At 48.3% G+C, this 13,787-nt stretch carries 12 protein-coding genes; all 12 read right to left on the reverse strand.

Annotation, left to right across the window (positions count from 1 at the left end):
- Window positions 1-143: 143 nt before the first annotated feature.
- A complete protein-coding gene (locus tag LRL21_RS07430; RefSeq protein WP_240415130.1) occupies window positions 144-1,631 on the reverse strand; it encodes an ABC transporter substrate-binding protein in 1,488 nt (495 codons plus the stop codon).
- An 82-nt stretch (window positions 1,632-1,713) separates the two neighbouring features.
- Window positions 1,714-2,535 carry a carbohydrate ABC transporter permease gene (locus LRL21_RS07435; protein WP_240415131.1) on the reverse strand — a complete coding sequence of 274 codons (822 nt, stop codon included), beginning with the start codon at window positions 2,533-2,535 and terminating at the stop codon, window positions 1,714-1,716.
- 12 nt (window positions 2,536-2,547) lie between these two features.
- The gene (locus LRL21_RS07440) at window positions 2,548-3,489 is read right to left on the reverse strand and encodes a carbohydrate ABC transporter permease (RefSeq protein WP_240415132.1); all 942 of its coding nucleotides are present in this window, start codon (window positions 3,487-3,489) and stop codon (window positions 2,548-2,550) included.
- 74 nt (window positions 3,490-3,563) lie between these two features.
- Entirely contained in the window at window positions 3,564-4,952 is a 1,389-nt protein-coding gene (locus LRL21_RS07445; protein WP_240415133.1) for a sulfatase family protein, read from the reverse strand.
- A gap of 34 nt (window positions 4,953-4,986) precedes the next feature.
- Complete coding sequence (locus tag LRL21_RS07450) at window positions 4,987-5,991, reverse strand: Gfo/Idh/MocA family protein (protein ID WP_240415134.1); 1,005 nt, start codon at window positions 5,989-5,991, stop codon at window positions 4,987-4,989.
- A gap of 148 nt (window positions 5,992-6,139) precedes the next feature.
- Window positions 6,140-7,537 carry a sulfatase family protein gene (locus LRL21_RS07455; protein ID WP_240415135.1) on the reverse strand — a complete coding sequence of 466 codons (1,398 nt, stop codon included), beginning with the start codon at window positions 7,535-7,537 and terminating at the stop codon, window positions 6,140-6,142.
- A gap of 60 nt (window positions 7,538-7,597) precedes the next feature.
- On the reverse strand, window positions 7,598-8,404 hold the full coding sequence (locus LRL21_RS07460; protein ID WP_240415136.1) for a sugar phosphate isomerase/epimerase family protein: 807 nt from the start codon (window positions 8,402-8,404) through the stop codon (window positions 7,598-7,600).
- Between the two features lie 276 nt (window positions 8,405-8,680).
- Window positions 8,681-9,865 carry a Gfo/Idh/MocA family protein gene (locus tag LRL21_RS07465; RefSeq protein ID WP_240415137.1) on the reverse strand — a complete coding sequence of 395 codons (1,185 nt, stop codon included), beginning with the start codon at window positions 9,863-9,865 and terminating at the stop codon, window positions 8,681-8,683.
- Window positions 9,866-9,874: 9 nt separating this feature from the next.
- Window positions 9,875-11,302 (reverse strand): sulfatase family protein, encoded by a 1,428-nt coding sequence (locus LRL21_RS07470; RefSeq protein WP_240415138.1) that lies wholly within the window; start codon window positions 11,300-11,302, stop codon window positions 9,875-9,877.
- Window positions 11,299-11,931, reverse strand: a complete 633-nt coding sequence (gene cysC, locus LRL21_RS07475) for an adenylyl-sulfate kinase (RefSeq protein ID WP_240415139.1) — start codon at window positions 11,929-11,931, stop codon at window positions 11,299-11,301. Before cysC ends, LRL21_RS07470 begins: the two co-directional genes overlap by 4 nt.
- Before the next feature lie 100 nt (window positions 11,932-12,031).
- Entirely contained in the window at window positions 12,032-12,865 is an 834-nt protein-coding gene (locus tag LRL21_RS07480; protein WP_240415140.1) for a carbohydrate ABC transporter permease, read from the reverse strand.
- Window positions 12,862-13,728 carry a carbohydrate ABC transporter permease gene (locus LRL21_RS07485; protein WP_240415141.1) on the reverse strand — a complete coding sequence of 289 codons (867 nt, stop codon included), beginning with the start codon at window positions 13,726-13,728 and terminating at the stop codon, window positions 12,862-12,864. Before LRL21_RS07485 ends, LRL21_RS07480 begins: the two co-directional genes overlap by 4 nt.
- Window positions 13,729-13,787 lie beyond the last annotated feature (59 nt).

Below are 13,787 nucleotides of genomic sequence, written 5' to 3' on the forward strand. Positions count from 1 at the left end.
ATTTCTCGAGTTGTTTAGTTTATTAGAGAACAACGATGGCTTGATCTATTCGGCGCTACGCTTGCCGGGATGCTCTCTTTTTCGCTCCTTGCAGATCAAGCCATCTCGCTTCTATCATAAACATGCTTACATTTCTATCTCATTTATGGCTGAATCCCATAATTATTATCGGCGCTCCATTTGTTCTCCTCCTTCTTTTGCTTTACTCCATCCAGCATTACCTTTTTCAGATCATTCAAATATTTGTCCAATGGAAGGGAGCCTTCGAGATAGAGCTGGCCCAGCTTTTGATTATTCTCCGTAACATTTTTGTCGACCTCGCCGCCATAAATGTTCAGCTTCATCGGATCACCTACAAAGGCAAAGCCTTTCAGGTTATCGGGAAGATCCGCAGTCGAGGTTGCCGGGGTCCGGTAAAGCTTCTGCGCATGCAGGCCCTGAATCTGGGCTGAGGTTACAAAAGCCATAAAATCAATGGCTGCATCGAGCTTCTCCGGCTTGATCGACTTGGGAATGGCCATATTGCCCGCGGGCACACCACCGATTTCCATTAGCTTGCCTATAGCATCAGGATGGTTTTCTTTGGTCAAATACGGCAGCGGAAATGCAGCCATCTCAAACTTGCGCGCGCTGGATTCATACAGCACCTTGCTCTGTCCGGAGGTTCTCATAATCATCGCAACCTCCCCACGCAAAAACATGTCCGTCGAAGTATTAAAATCGATGCCATTATAGCCCTTCGACCAATATTGACTCCAATTTTTAATAATAGGGAACACATCCTTGTAAGGAGAGCGGGTTATATCGACAATTCCCTGATCCACAGCGCGGGTATATTCATTCACCTCAATAAAGCCGTTATGGCTGACATCCAACTGTTCATATTGTCCGGCAATCAGCTCCTCTGTCAGGATGCGAGTGGTCCAGCTGTAGTTGTAATCCCCTGGCTTTGTGTTTGGAAAACCGAATGGTGTTACCCCTGATTTTTTCAATTTTTCCTGAATGTCCAGAAACTCGTTCCAGGTTGCAGGTACGTTCTGGATACCGGCTTTGGCAAACAGATCCTTATTGTAAAGAATACGTACAGAATCGATGCTGGCCGGCACGCTTGCATAGGTTTTATTATCTCCGATCAAACGCTGCAATACAGATTTGGGAAATACTTCGTCCCATGACTTGCCACCAAGATTATCATTCTTTTTATTGTAAAAAGGCGTCAGATCCATAAGAAGACCTTTCTTCAGATCCTCTTGATCCCATATATATCGGGTTGTAAATAGATCCGGTGCGGTACCGCCGATCAGCTGTGTCGTCACCCATGCCCGATGCTGCTCCACACCTCCAAAATTTTGCAGCTGTAAATTGATCTTCACGTTCGGGTTTTTCTGCGCGTACATCTTCACAGTTTCTTCCCAAATTTGCTGCTCGGTCTGATCTCCGTTCGCCTCTGTCGTGAACATGACGTTAAGCTCGGTCTTGGCACCTGTCCCCGTCGCGGAACCCCCTGCTTGATTACTGGAGCCAGCATCACCTGGCGAGGTCCCGGTGCATCCGGCAGCCATAAACGTAAATGCCAATCCAAACGTTAGAAGCTTATAAGACGTTCGTTCCTTGCGTATTACTGCAAACATGGTTTAACACCCTTCCTTTGTCCACATCGTAATCCTTACTATATTCGTTTCTTCGCTCCATCACTTCTTTTCAATTCCCGCACTACCCCTTCAGCGCACCGGATGTGATCCCGCTGATGAAGGACCGAGTAGCGAACACAAACAAGATCAGCATAGGCACCGAGGCGATAACGTATCCTGCAAATTGCATTCCCTGTACCTGATCGAGCGGTCCCTTGATATTGCTCAGCGCCAAAATGATCGGTCGCGCCCGATCCCCCGAGGTCACGACCAGAGGCCAAATGTAGTTGTTCCAGCCGGTTAGTGCATTCATGATAGCCACCGTCGCAATGATGGGCTGAGACAGCGGCAGCACCATTTGCCAGAAAATTCTCAGATCACCTGCACCCTCCAGCTCGGCGGCTTCCAATAGGCTTCTGGAGATCCCCTCAAAAAAAGTCCTCATCAGCATCGTTGCCAGAGCGGAAGCCCCAGCCATCGGTCCAAAAATTTGAGCCCAGTGCGTGTTGAGTAATCCAAGATTTTTGAACAAAATAAATTGGGGAATCAGCAGCAAAAACCCGGGCACCATCAACAGCATGAGGATAAGTGCATACAATATTTTTTTGCCTGGGAAGCTGAATCTCGCAAACGCATAACCTGCAAGTGTTGAATTGATCAGCACACAGACGATAATGCCCGATGTAATAAGAATCGAATTCATAATAAACGGCCATGTTTGTTTGAAGGCACTGCTATAATTATCAACGTGCAGCGGGAATGCCGGAGTCCAAAAGCTGTGAATAATCTGATCCTGAAACTTCAAAGAGCTCATCAGCAGCATATAAAAAGGAAACAAGGTTAATGCGACCAGCAGCCATAACATCAGTTGGTTGGCAGCAGCTCCATAAGTTAATTTACGCATGCTCATTTCCCCTTAATCCAGCTTTTCCGTTTGTTTCATTGCTTTGTTGGCGATAAAGGTAAATAGTATGAGAATGAGGAAAATCATTACGCCGATAGCAGATGCGTACCCCAGCTCGTTATACTCAAAGCCTTTTTTATATAAATACAAGGCAGGAGTCAGCGTCGTAAACCCAGGACCTCCGTTGGTCAGTACCAGCACATTCTCGAAGCTTTGATATTGATGAATGAAGGCCAGAATGACAACAAGCCTGATTTGATTACTAAGTAAAGGCAGTTCGATATACCAAAAGCGCTGCCAGCCGTTCATGCCGTCCAGCTTTCCCACCTCATACAGCTCGGGAGAAATCGTAAGGAGTCCCGCCAAATAGATGAGAAAGTAAATGCCACCTATCCAGGGAAAATTAACGAATACAATGGACGCCAGAGCTGTCGTACTATCACCCAACCATGCATGGGTCCAGGAGTCCAGACCTAGCTGTCTTAACAGTGTATTCAGAACGCCATTACTTAAATAGATCCATCGCCACAACAAAAAGATAATGATGTAAGGAACAACCATCGGAACGAGGAATAAGAAGCGATACGCATGCTGAAGCTTTCTATGGGAATGAAAGACACCAACAGCGGCATACAACGGTAAAGTCAGCTGAATGATGACAAAGCTGATCGTGAGCAAGGTGACATTTTTAAGAGAAGCATAGAAGGTAGGATCACGAACGAGCTTGACGAAGTTATCCAAGCCAACAAACGTGTTCAAATTGGCCCCGTTCCATTGATAAAGCGACTTGATTATAGCCGTAAAAAATGGATAATACTTGAACAAACCCATGGAAACAAATATGGGCACCAGGAAGGAGTAGGCGATGATGTATCTTGTCAGCTTCCTCCTCTGTTTCAATGCCAAATCAGTCGCAGATCGGTTGATAGCTGTACCCGAATGGGGCTCTGTCATTGTGCCTTCTCCTTTCACAGGTACACCTGAATTGAAATGAATGACTCACCGCACCGCTCCCAATACCTGAGCAGCTACAGCTTCTTATTGTCCAGCAGTTGATTCCGCATCCATTCACTCTGCACCAAACCATCGCCTTCGGCGCATAGCCGCTCATATAAGAGGCTTCTGAAGGTCTGGATCAGCTCCTTGCAGCCAGGGTCATAAATACGATTGATGAATTCGTCAGGGTCGTGCGCCAAATCATATAATTCATCGATATCCGTTGTGTTCCAAATATATTTCCAGTTCGCAGTGCGGAGCATTCTTTGCGTATACAATCCAAACTGCTGCCCGTTGTAGGTGGAAACGATCTCCTTTCTCCAGTCGGGAACAGACTCATCCTTCAATAATGGAATAAGCGATCTGCCATGGAACCATGAGGGTACAGGCAATTCCAGCCCTTCCAGCAATGTTGGCGGCAAATCGAGCATATTATAAACAAACTGGTCGCATACACGTCCCTGCCCCGCTGTCCCGGGGTATTTGATTATGAGCGGAACCTTGACTACATCGTCATAAAGCACGTAATGCTTGTCGATCATCCGGTGCGAGCCGCACATATCACCATGATCAGAAGTAAAAATGACAAGGGTATTGTCGTAGGCGTTGGTTTGCTTTAGCTCTTGAAGAACTTTGCCTATCGCATCATCCGCTTGACTAATGACACCATAATAGCGGGCTACAATAAGTGCCCATTCCTCCCATGTGAAGTCTTCAATCCGCCAGCTGTGAAGCTGCTGCTTCTGAATATACGGTTTATTGGCAAAGGTTTCGTGAAAGCTACTCCAAACCGGAATATCCTCAGGACGGTACATGTCTGCAAAGCTGCCTGACGGTCTACACGGGAGATGAGGCTCGGTAAAATTCAGCTGAATGTACCAGGGATGATCCCCTGATGTCAGCTCACGGATCGATTCACATGCCCGATCCGCCAGCCAGTGCGTCTTGGAGCACTCTACAGGAACGGGGTCACGCTCTCCGAAAAAACCTGCTTCATAGCGGATATTTGGGTATGCTTGCGCCAACATTTCCTTGTAACCCTCAAATCCGATATAGGTGTCATAACCGTACTCCAAGGGAGACAACTCGGGATGTACATCCCATTTACCGAGAAATACGTTGGTATATTCGCGTTTGTGAAGCTCTCTGGGCCAGGCATATTCCGTGGGCTCAAGTGCCGGGATACGGAGCCCGTTTTTGAAATTCCACAGGGCTCCGAAGGTTTCTGGCCTTCGACCATTAATCAAGGCTTGCCTGGAAGGGCAGCAAATGGGTATGGGTGTAAAAGCATTCGAGAACCAGACTCCCTCCGCAGCCAAACGGTCGATATTCGGGGTATGGACCGGATAGGCTCCGTTATAACCGATACAATCGTAACGCAGCTGATCGAGCATAATAAATAAAATGTTTGGGGATTTCATCGTGTCACCGCTCCTTCCTTCCCAAAGGGTCCCTTTATAGGCTACTCGGCACCTCGATCGCATGACCGCCGGATTGTTGGGATAGGATTGCGGCTTCAATGACCTCCTGGGCTGCCAATGCTTCCAAGCCTGAGCCCTCAATCTGTTCAGGAGCAGCTTTCTGTTTAATTTGCTCGATAAATCGTTCGATCCGGTTGCGGAACGTATCGTTGAAGCCCTGCATGCCTTTCATGATCGAATTGTGCACCACAATCGTTTCGCTGCTCTGGCGTGGATACAGGGTAATGCTTTCGTATACATTTTCGATGACGAACCGTCCTTCTGTTCCAGCCACCTCGCACCATTCGATGGGATGGAGCATGGACATGTCATAGCTGCCAGTCAGATGACCGATAGCCCCACTCGCAAACTCCAGATTGATGCTTGCGTTGGACCAGGTCGTTCGGCCCGGAGCTTTATTCATAAATGCCTGCACCCGCTTAATATCACCGAAAAAGTAACGCATAACATCTATAGAATGAGGATGAAGCGCCCGCATATGAAACCATTCCGTAAAATCGGCCTTGTTATCAATCGACAGTCTCATATTGATAAATAGCGGGGTACCCAGCAGATTTTGTTTCATCCAAGCCTTGCCCTTCTCGGCAGCCGGAGTAAAGCGGTGGTTCAAATTACAGCCAAAACGCACGCCCTTGACTGCGGCTGCTTTTACCATGGCCCTGGCTTCTTCAATCCGGTTGGAGATCGGCTTCTCGACCAGTACATCCTTCCCGGCCTCGATAGCCAGCATCACGGGTTCATAATGATGGCTGCCCTTTTCCTCACCGCCTGTCGCTACGCAAACCATGTCAATCTCCTCGTTGTCCAGCAAGCTTCTGAGGTCTGTATAAGCTTTGACGCCAAAGGCTGTAGAAGCCGCTTTGGCTCGATCCTCCATTAAGTCACAAACAGCAACAAGCTCCGTATCCGGATGCTGTGCGTAGTAACGGCAGTGTATATTCCCAATGTTATTGACACCAACCACGGCTACACGAATCATATAGATGAACCCTCCCTGAACATGCGTGAATGTGAAAATATACAGCTGTCATCTCTTTAGCCGACTGCTTACCGTGCTGCTAAAATTGATCACTGCCGCTCATAAACAATAGCCGCACCGCAATATTGCGGGCGGCATGGTCCACTCGTTATTTGCTCTTATTGAGCTCTTTGGCCTGAAGAGCCCGGGCATTGCGGGAATCACCGATGTATAAAGTATCATACGCCTGCTGCGAGGATGTAAAAGGAGCGTCGCCCTTGCCATGCCAGCCTAGATTGGTATACATCGGATTGGTTCTCCCTGTCTGCTCCTCACGCTTGCTGATATAAGCTTCCATTCTTGCCGTGAGCAGCTCCACAATTTCCGGCTCCTGCTCGGCCACATTGTTATTTTCCTGCGGGTCCTCAATCAGATTGTACAGCTCAACCTCCGGTTTAAAATGGAAATCGGGCTCCAGCGCACGAATCAGCTTCCAATGCGGCGTTCGCCATCCGTGCTTGCGCATCCAGGTGCACTCCGTAATATACAATTCACTAACTCTGCGTCCCGGGTCATCATGTATGAAGGGTACAAGGTTTTGACCGTCCGGCTCCAGCTGCTCATCAATTCCCATCAATTCCAGAATCGTTGGCATAATATCACTGATAACCGTGACATCTGTTACTCTTTTACCTGACGGTACTTTACCCGGATATTTGATAATTAAAGGTACAACCAAAGTGCAGTCATACAAGCCATGATGATCAAAAAAACAATCGTGCTCATACAGCGTCTCGCCATGGTCGGACGTTACCACGATCAGCGTATCCTCGGTGAGTCCCAAAGAATCTACGGTTTGGAGCAAATTTTGAATGCAGGCATCCATATAGGCAACGGCTCCATCGTATTGGGCATTCACATAAGCTTCATCGGTCACACCCTCCGGAATCCACGATTTGAGAAAATCGGCGAATGGCTTGAAGTTGTAGACCGGCTCCATAGATGGGTTGGACGGGTCCATCTCATCACCCCCATAAAAAATACGCTCATAGGGCTTCGGTGGCAAATAGGGAGAATGCGGGTCCATATGGCGAAGAAACAGGAAAAATGGTTTGTCATCCTCAGCCAGACGATTCAGCTCGGGAATGGCCACCTCGTTCAGGTTCTCAGCCTTCGGGCACCTTCCAGACTCGCCTGGCAACCAGGCTTCATAATCCAGATAAGTATCAAAGCCTCGCGACGATGGATTCCCTGTAAAACCGACGCAGGTCGTGTTATAGCCGAGTTCGCCAAGCACCTCCGGCAGCGTTTTTGCCCCTACGGCTCCTTTGTGCCGCAGTGCGACTACATCGGTACCAAAGCAATCCTTGCCAGTCAGCATACTGGCATAAGCAGGGGTGGTGGGGATACTGGGGCTAAAATGCTGTTCAAACAGCACCCCTTCGCCAGCCAGCTTATCCAGATGCGGAGTTGTCAGCTTGCCGTAGCCATAAGAGCTCATTCGATCACGACGCAGGCTGTCAATTCCGAACAGAATCAGATTTGGCTTTTTTGTAGAACCGGACATTCCGTTCACTCTCCTATACTTATGATAAATTTATTAAATATGATGATCATTCGGATACAATTAACGTGCGCCTAGCTGTCTGAGGCAAGCGTTCAAATACCCGTAGGTTTCTGCAGCAACTATGGACACTTGAGCAAGTGAATGCTCAGGCTTGGCACCAATAACCTCAAGTACAACAGGTCCGTTATAGCTGCTGTCTGCCATCGCTTTGCAGTAAGCAAACAGATTGATGTCGCCGCGCCCGCAAGCCTGCAGCTCAATCGGTCCCGGGCCCTGCTCACGGCCTTTACAATCACGGATATGAACATGCTTGACTCTGCTGATGACAGCAGGCAGCGCTTCCTCTGGATTTTCGTTGGCTCGGAAAATATGACTGGGGTCCATATCAATGCCAAATGCGGCAGACGATACCTCGGACATCGCCCGAAGCGTTGTCGGCGTGTCGTGGATGGCGTTGCCAATATGCGCCTTGACACATAAAGTCACTCCAAAGGAAGCAGCCTGTTCCGACATCCGCTGCAGCATATCGATCGAGCGCTGCACATCCTCCTCTACACCAGATTTACCACCTGGTCCGATATTAATGATCGGAATTCCGATTTCTGCCGCTGCCTCAAAAGCGCTCAACAGTCTCTGTTCATCCTTGACGCTTCCAAACTCCATCGAAAGAAAACTTAAACCGTTCTCTTGAACAATCGTTCTCAGCTCAGCTGCCTGCTCCTTCCAGCGCGTAAGCTCCAGATGTTCGCACATCCCTTCGATGGCTGAAATCTCCACCCCATCGTATCCACTAAGCGCAATGTGACGCACAGCCGTCGCAAAATCAAATTCCTTAAACAATACCGAATTGACACCAAGCTTTATCATATTCCTACACTCTCCCTTTTTCGGCTTTTACTGCCGTATAATAACTCTAATCACTCCATCATTTAAAAGTCCGGTGAACCCTGAGCGGAGCGACCGTGGTGTTCTGGAGATAGCGAAGCGGTGCCTTTGTTCCCGGATTTTCACCAATAAATGTTTTATATAATGAGAAAAATCTGGGAACAACAGCTAAGAGTTTGCTTAAGCAAACTGGCTTCGTAAGCATCACCCCGTAAGAATACTTCGGTCGCGCAGCGGAACTGTTCACCATTTTTTAAATTACATCACCAATGGATCACCATGAAACGCCGGCAGCGGGTGAGGCCTAACCACGGCACCGCCCTGCTCATACGATTCAATCACAGCAAAGGTGTATTCCAGCACAGCCAGCGCATCCCTGCCGGAAGCGCGAATATGCTCTCTCGGCACGCCATTGCTAATATCCTCAAGAAACGCATGCAGCCTGTTGTTAAAGGTCGTATTAAATTCCGTAACACCTGATTCCGTTACCTCAGGCTCCGGATGCGCGCCAATGACAGGAACACCTGGTTGAGCTCTCCAATAGGATACCTTTTCCACACAATTTTCAATGCAGAAGGTTCCCTTCGTTCCGCCGACCTCCATGCTCCACCAGCCACCCAAGCCATAGGTCGCATCACCACGTTGGCTCAATAGATAACCCGCAGCACCGCTTGCAAATTTCACGTGGATGCTGTTAATGGAGACCATAATATCGCTGGCGCTTTTGCGAAAGCCGGCCTGATTGGAAAACGTCTGGATGTGCGTAATATCACCACAAAAATAGCGCATAACGCTGAACGGATGGGTCAGAAAAGCTTTCATATGAAAATAGGGCTGCCCTTTATCCTTTGGAGATTTAGGTGGATTGTACATAGCTTCCCCACCATTGAAGCCCATTTTGTGCAGGCAGTATACGGTTTCCCCGATGTCTCCCGAATCGATGTATTGCCGCGCTTTCTCCGCCGGAGCTGTAAAATAGTGGTTCAGATTGCTTCCCAAATATACATTTTTCTCGGCAGCGAACCGAACCAGCTCTCTGCCTTCATGGATATCGTTCGCTAATGGCTTTTCGATCAGTACATGCTTGCCTGCTGCAATTGCCTGCATAGCGGGCTCAAAATGCCAGCTCCCATTATCGATGCCGCCCGTCGTGATATCGACAATTTGCAAATCAGGCTCCTGCTGCAGCATGTCCTGCAAACTGTAATAGGCGGTGACACCATATTTGTCTGCTGCTTTGTCAGCTCGTTCCTTAACCACGTCGCAAACAGCGATTACATTCGCTAGAGGGTCACTTGAATAACATTCGGCATGACGCACCCCAATCCCGTTCATACCTACGATTCCAATTTTCAAAGCCATTTTACGCATCCCGTCACCTGCCCCAAGCTGCTCGTAATGAGGGCAAGCAGGGACTGCACCACCTTTCATAGTGAATTTCATTTTAGAATTCTATTTTTTCACGGCATGGGCCTTCTCCAACTCATCATAGCGCTCACGCTGCGGGTTCGCGATCCACGACTCCCACGTTAATCCGACCCCTCCCAGGATCGTCTCGATCCGCCGCCGAAATGGAAGCTGAGCCTCTTCGATTTGCCGCATCATCGGATCGGGCTTACCCTGCAGCTTTAGGGCTACAAAATCATCAAGCTGCTGCTCCAGGGCCGCTGCCAGCTCAGGATGCTGATCAACCACATTACATTGTTCCTCGGGATCCTCCTGAAGATCATACAGCTCTCTTGGAGGTCGCTGAAAAGGGCCTGAATCATAATAACGGATGAACTTATAACGCTCGGTTCGGACAGCCCGAGCCGCCTGCCAGGCACATTCGCTCAAATACACCTCACGCATCGTCCCCTCAGCCTCGCTGTGAATGGATGTCCACAGACTGTGCCCATCCAATCCATCAGGCGGATGCAGCACGAATAAATCAATACCCGGCGGAGCTGTCCGCGCTGCGGCTTCCAATATCGTAGGCAGCAAATCGGCATGCTGAACGAAGCCCTTCACCCGCTTTGCTTCCGGAATATGCCCTGGCCATCTCAGTATCAGAGGCACATGCACTGTTTGCTCATACAATCCGCAATGATCCCAATAAATGTCATGCTCCGTAAGACTCTCTCCATGGTCACCAAAAAGGATCAACAGTGTATCCTCACGGATGCCCAGATTCAGCAAATGTTCGTCCAGCTCACCCAGCAGATCATCCAAATAACGAATTTCTGCGTCATAGAGAGCGTTTACATATTCGGCATCCGTTACAGGGCCAAGCTTATTGTAGTGATGATGCTTGAAAAAAGGATAAGCAGCATGCGCATACGCCTGGTTCATACTCATGTTGTCCTTCTGATAGGGGTCTCTTTCTTTCCCATAAAAATCTTGAAGGTAGTTATCCGGTGGCAGGTAGGGTGTATGCGCATCCCAGTAATGCAGGAATAAGAAAAAATGCTCATCCTTATGCTCCTCAATCCAGGGCAGTGCCAAATCATTAATCGTTCTGCCGTCGATCCACCGTTTCTTGCCCGTACTGTTGATATAGTACCGATAGCCGCGTGCGAACCATTCCTTCATGTTGTACAGATTATCAACGGCACCAGTTACAAAACCCGAGGCTTTCAGCATCGAAGGCAGCCACTCTACTGTCTTGGGCAGGTAAGCCAGATCGGAGCCGTGGGAAATGATTCCTGACGTCAGACCGATTTTCCCGGTAAATATGGCGGAATGTGCGACCTCTGTAGGAATATCAGCCGCATAAGCACGCTCCATGAGTACGCCTTCTGAAGCGATACGGTCGATATGCGGACTTGTCGGTTTGCCATACCCGTAGCAGCCCAGCCTGTCAGCACGAAGCGTATCCAGCGAGACCATGATGATCTTCATCCGTGATCCCCTTCCGATTGATGATGAGTTGCCCCCAAGCCTGGCTGCTCGCCTGTCTCTTGACCCGCTGCAACACAGCTGAGGCTCTGCATCGACTCGGTTTCCCAGAAGTGACCCTCCAGCCATTCGATAATTTGTATCACATTGGAAGCTAATGAATGCCGCTGCGTGTCAATAATAAGGTCAGCCTGCTCCGGCTCCTCGTAGCTGTCAGAAATCCCTGTAAACATGGCGATTTCCTGACGTCTTGCTTTGGCATACAGCCCCTTGATATCTCTTTGCTCACAGACCTCAAGGGAGCATTTTACATAAATTTCTACATATCCTGCAACATGACCTCGAAGGTACTCCCTCATTTCACGATAGGGTGTAATGGCGGAAACGAGCACCGTAATACCATGTCGAGCTAACAGATCAGCTACGTAGGCGATCCGGCGAATATTTTCCAAGCGGTCCTCCCTGCTGAATCCAAGACCTTTGCAAATCCTCGAACGAATCATATCCCCATCCAGCAGCTCAACCTTTCTCCCCGCTGCAATGAGTCGCTCATAAACATGCTGTGCGGTTGTTGTCTTACCGGAACCTGATAGGCCCGTGAACCAAAGCACAGGACCGCAAGAGCTGTCCATCTACACTCCCCCTTTTCCATTCCTTTTATTATCTCTATTGTAAAGGGGTTCCGCCGTCAGTTCATTGTCCATTCAGCCATTCAAGTGGTCGAATCGGTCATTATCCTTTCACAGAGCCTGCGGTCATGCCTGCGACAATCTGCTTGTTAAAGAAAAGAAACATAATGAGCGGGGGGAGCGAGATCAGCACGACATCCGCAAACAGCAAGTTCCATGAGGTCAGATACATACTCATAAAATTGTAAAGCGTCAGCTGCACGGTTGCATTCTCTGACCCGGGCAAGAAATACAACGGATTTACAAAATCATTGAACACACTGACCGCCTGAATGATTACAATCGTTGAAGAAACGGGCTTCAGCAAAGGAAAAATAATATGCGTAAACAGCTTGAAGCCGCCGCATCCATCAATGAACGCACTTTCGTCGAGATCACGCGGGATCGTTGCTGTAAAGGCTTTATACAAAATCGCGCAAAATGGAAAATGCAATGCAATTTCAACCAGCGTAAGCCCTGGCAAGGTTTTGAATAAACCAATGGAATTCAATACCCAAATCGTCGGTACCACCGCAGGTGGAATCATCAAACCCGCCAGCACCAGGAAATTGAAGGTCGAGGCCGCTTTTCCTTTCTCTCTTCGCTGCAGCACAAAGCCTGCCAATGAACTGACGCAGACCAAGCCTGTAACCGACAACAGCGTAAGCAGCGTACTGTTACCGAAAGCACGAACCAGCATATGATCGGTAGCTGTCAATACGGCTGTATAATTGTCAATAATATGAAAGCTAGTGGGCCAGGACATATTCATATCAGCCGCTGCTGTTGGAGATTTAAACGAATTGATAATGACAAAATAAAACGGAATCCAGAATATCACCGTTGAAAGCAGCAGCATCACGATACTGATTGTCGTTTTTTGTGCTATCCTGTTCATAAATCTACCTCTCTTCTATTCAGAAACATATACAATGGGAAGGCCAAAAGCATGATGGCGATGAACAGAATGACATTCCCTGCTGTAGCAAGACCGTAAAATCCAGCCTGATACTGTTTATAAATAATAGAAGCGATTAAATCCGTGGAAAATCCGGGCCCGCCTTTGGTCATTGCCCAAATCAGGTCAAAGGTACGCAAGCCCCCAATGAAGGCCAAAATAATGACAGAGTTCATAGCCGGCCTGCTGAGGGGCAGCGTAATATGCCAAAACCCCCTGATCGCGTTGCCCCCATCCATTTTCAAGGCTTCATAATAGTGCTGGGGAATTGACATGATGCCAGCAATATAAATAACCGTGGCGATGCCGACGCCTTTCCATACATCCACAAAAGCAACCGATAACAGGGCAAGCTTCGTATTTCCAAGCCAATCGGGACCGTTGATCCCTATCGCTGCGAGACCTGCATTGATGACACCCTGCGTAGGATGCATCATCGTACTGAAGGCGATCCCCACCGCAATCGTACTGAGCAGCGTCGGAAAAAACACCATTGAGCGAAAATAATCCTTGAACCAGATTTTCGAGGTCAGCAGTGTGGCAAGCAAGAGAGCAAGTACCACTTTTAATCCGCAGGTCACCACTGCAAAGATCAGCGTGTTTTTAAAGCCTATTTTCAAAGAAGATTCCTCAAAGAACATCACATAGTTATCAATTCCGATAAATTGCCATTTGGTCAGCGTCCATCTCGTCAAGCTGAAAAAAAATGACATGATCGTTGGCAGCAAATAAAATACAAAATAAATAATGCCCGCAGGCAATAAAAATAAATACGAATACATCCGGTTCTGCACCAATTTCATTATGATCGCTCCCTTACACAATCAGCCCTGCAAAGTTCTTGCAGGGCCGGTTCATTTGC

It is taken from the genome of Paenibacillus periandrae (assembly GCF_022458865.1).
GTDB classification, from domain to species: Bacteria; Bacillota; Bacilli; order Paenibacillales; family NBRC-103111; genus Paenibacillus_S; species Paenibacillus_S periandrae.

Bases quoted from the DNA above. Each gene is read 5' to 3' on its own strand.
- LRL21_RS07455 (WP_240415135.1), bottom strand. From the start codon at position 7,537: ATGTCCGGTTCTACAAAAAAGCCAAATCTGATTCTGTTCGGAATTGAC.
- LRL21_RS07480 (WP_240415140.1), bottom strand. From the start codon at position 12,865: ATGAACAGGATAGCACAAAAAACGACAATCAGTATCGTGATGCTGCTG.
- LRL21_RS07435 (WP_240415131.1), bottom strand. From the start codon at position 2,535: ATGCGTAAATTAACTTATGGAGCTGCTGCCAACCAACTGATGTTATGG.
- LRL21_RS07465 (WP_240415137.1), bottom strand. From the start codon at position 9,865: ATGAAATTCACTATGAAAGGTGGTGCAGTCCCTGCTTGCCCTCATTAC.
- LRL21_RS07470 (WP_240415138.1), bottom strand. From the start codon at position 11,302: ATGAAGATCATCATGGTCTCGCTGGATACGCTTCGTGCTGACAGGCTG.
- LRL21_RS07445 (WP_240415133.1), bottom strand. From the start codon at position 4,952: ATGAAATCCCCAAACATTTTATTTATTATGCTCGATCAGCTGCGTTAC.
- LRL21_RS07430 (WP_240415130.1), bottom strand. From the start codon at position 1,631: ATGTTTGCAGTAATACGCAAGGAACGAACGTCTTATAAGCTTCTAACG.
- LRL21_RS07450 (WP_240415134.1), bottom strand. From the start codon at position 5,991: ATGATTCGTGTAGCCGTGGTTGGTGTCAATAACATTGGGAATATACAC.
- LRL21_RS07460 (WP_240415136.1), bottom strand. From the start codon at position 8,404: ATGATAAAGCTTGGTGTCAATTCGGTATTGTTTAAGGAATTTGATTTT.
- LRL21_RS07485 (WP_240415141.1), bottom strand. From the start codon at position 13,728: ATGAAATTGGTGCAGAACCGGATGTATTCGTATTTATTTTTATTGCCT.
- cysC (WP_240415139.1), bottom strand. From the start codon at position 11,931: ATGGACAGCTCTTGCGGTCCTGTGCTTTGGTTCACGGGCCTATCAGGT.
- LRL21_RS07440 (WP_240415132.1), bottom strand. From the start codon at position 3,489: ATGACAGAGCCCCATTCGGGTACAGCTATCAACCGATCTGCGACTGAT.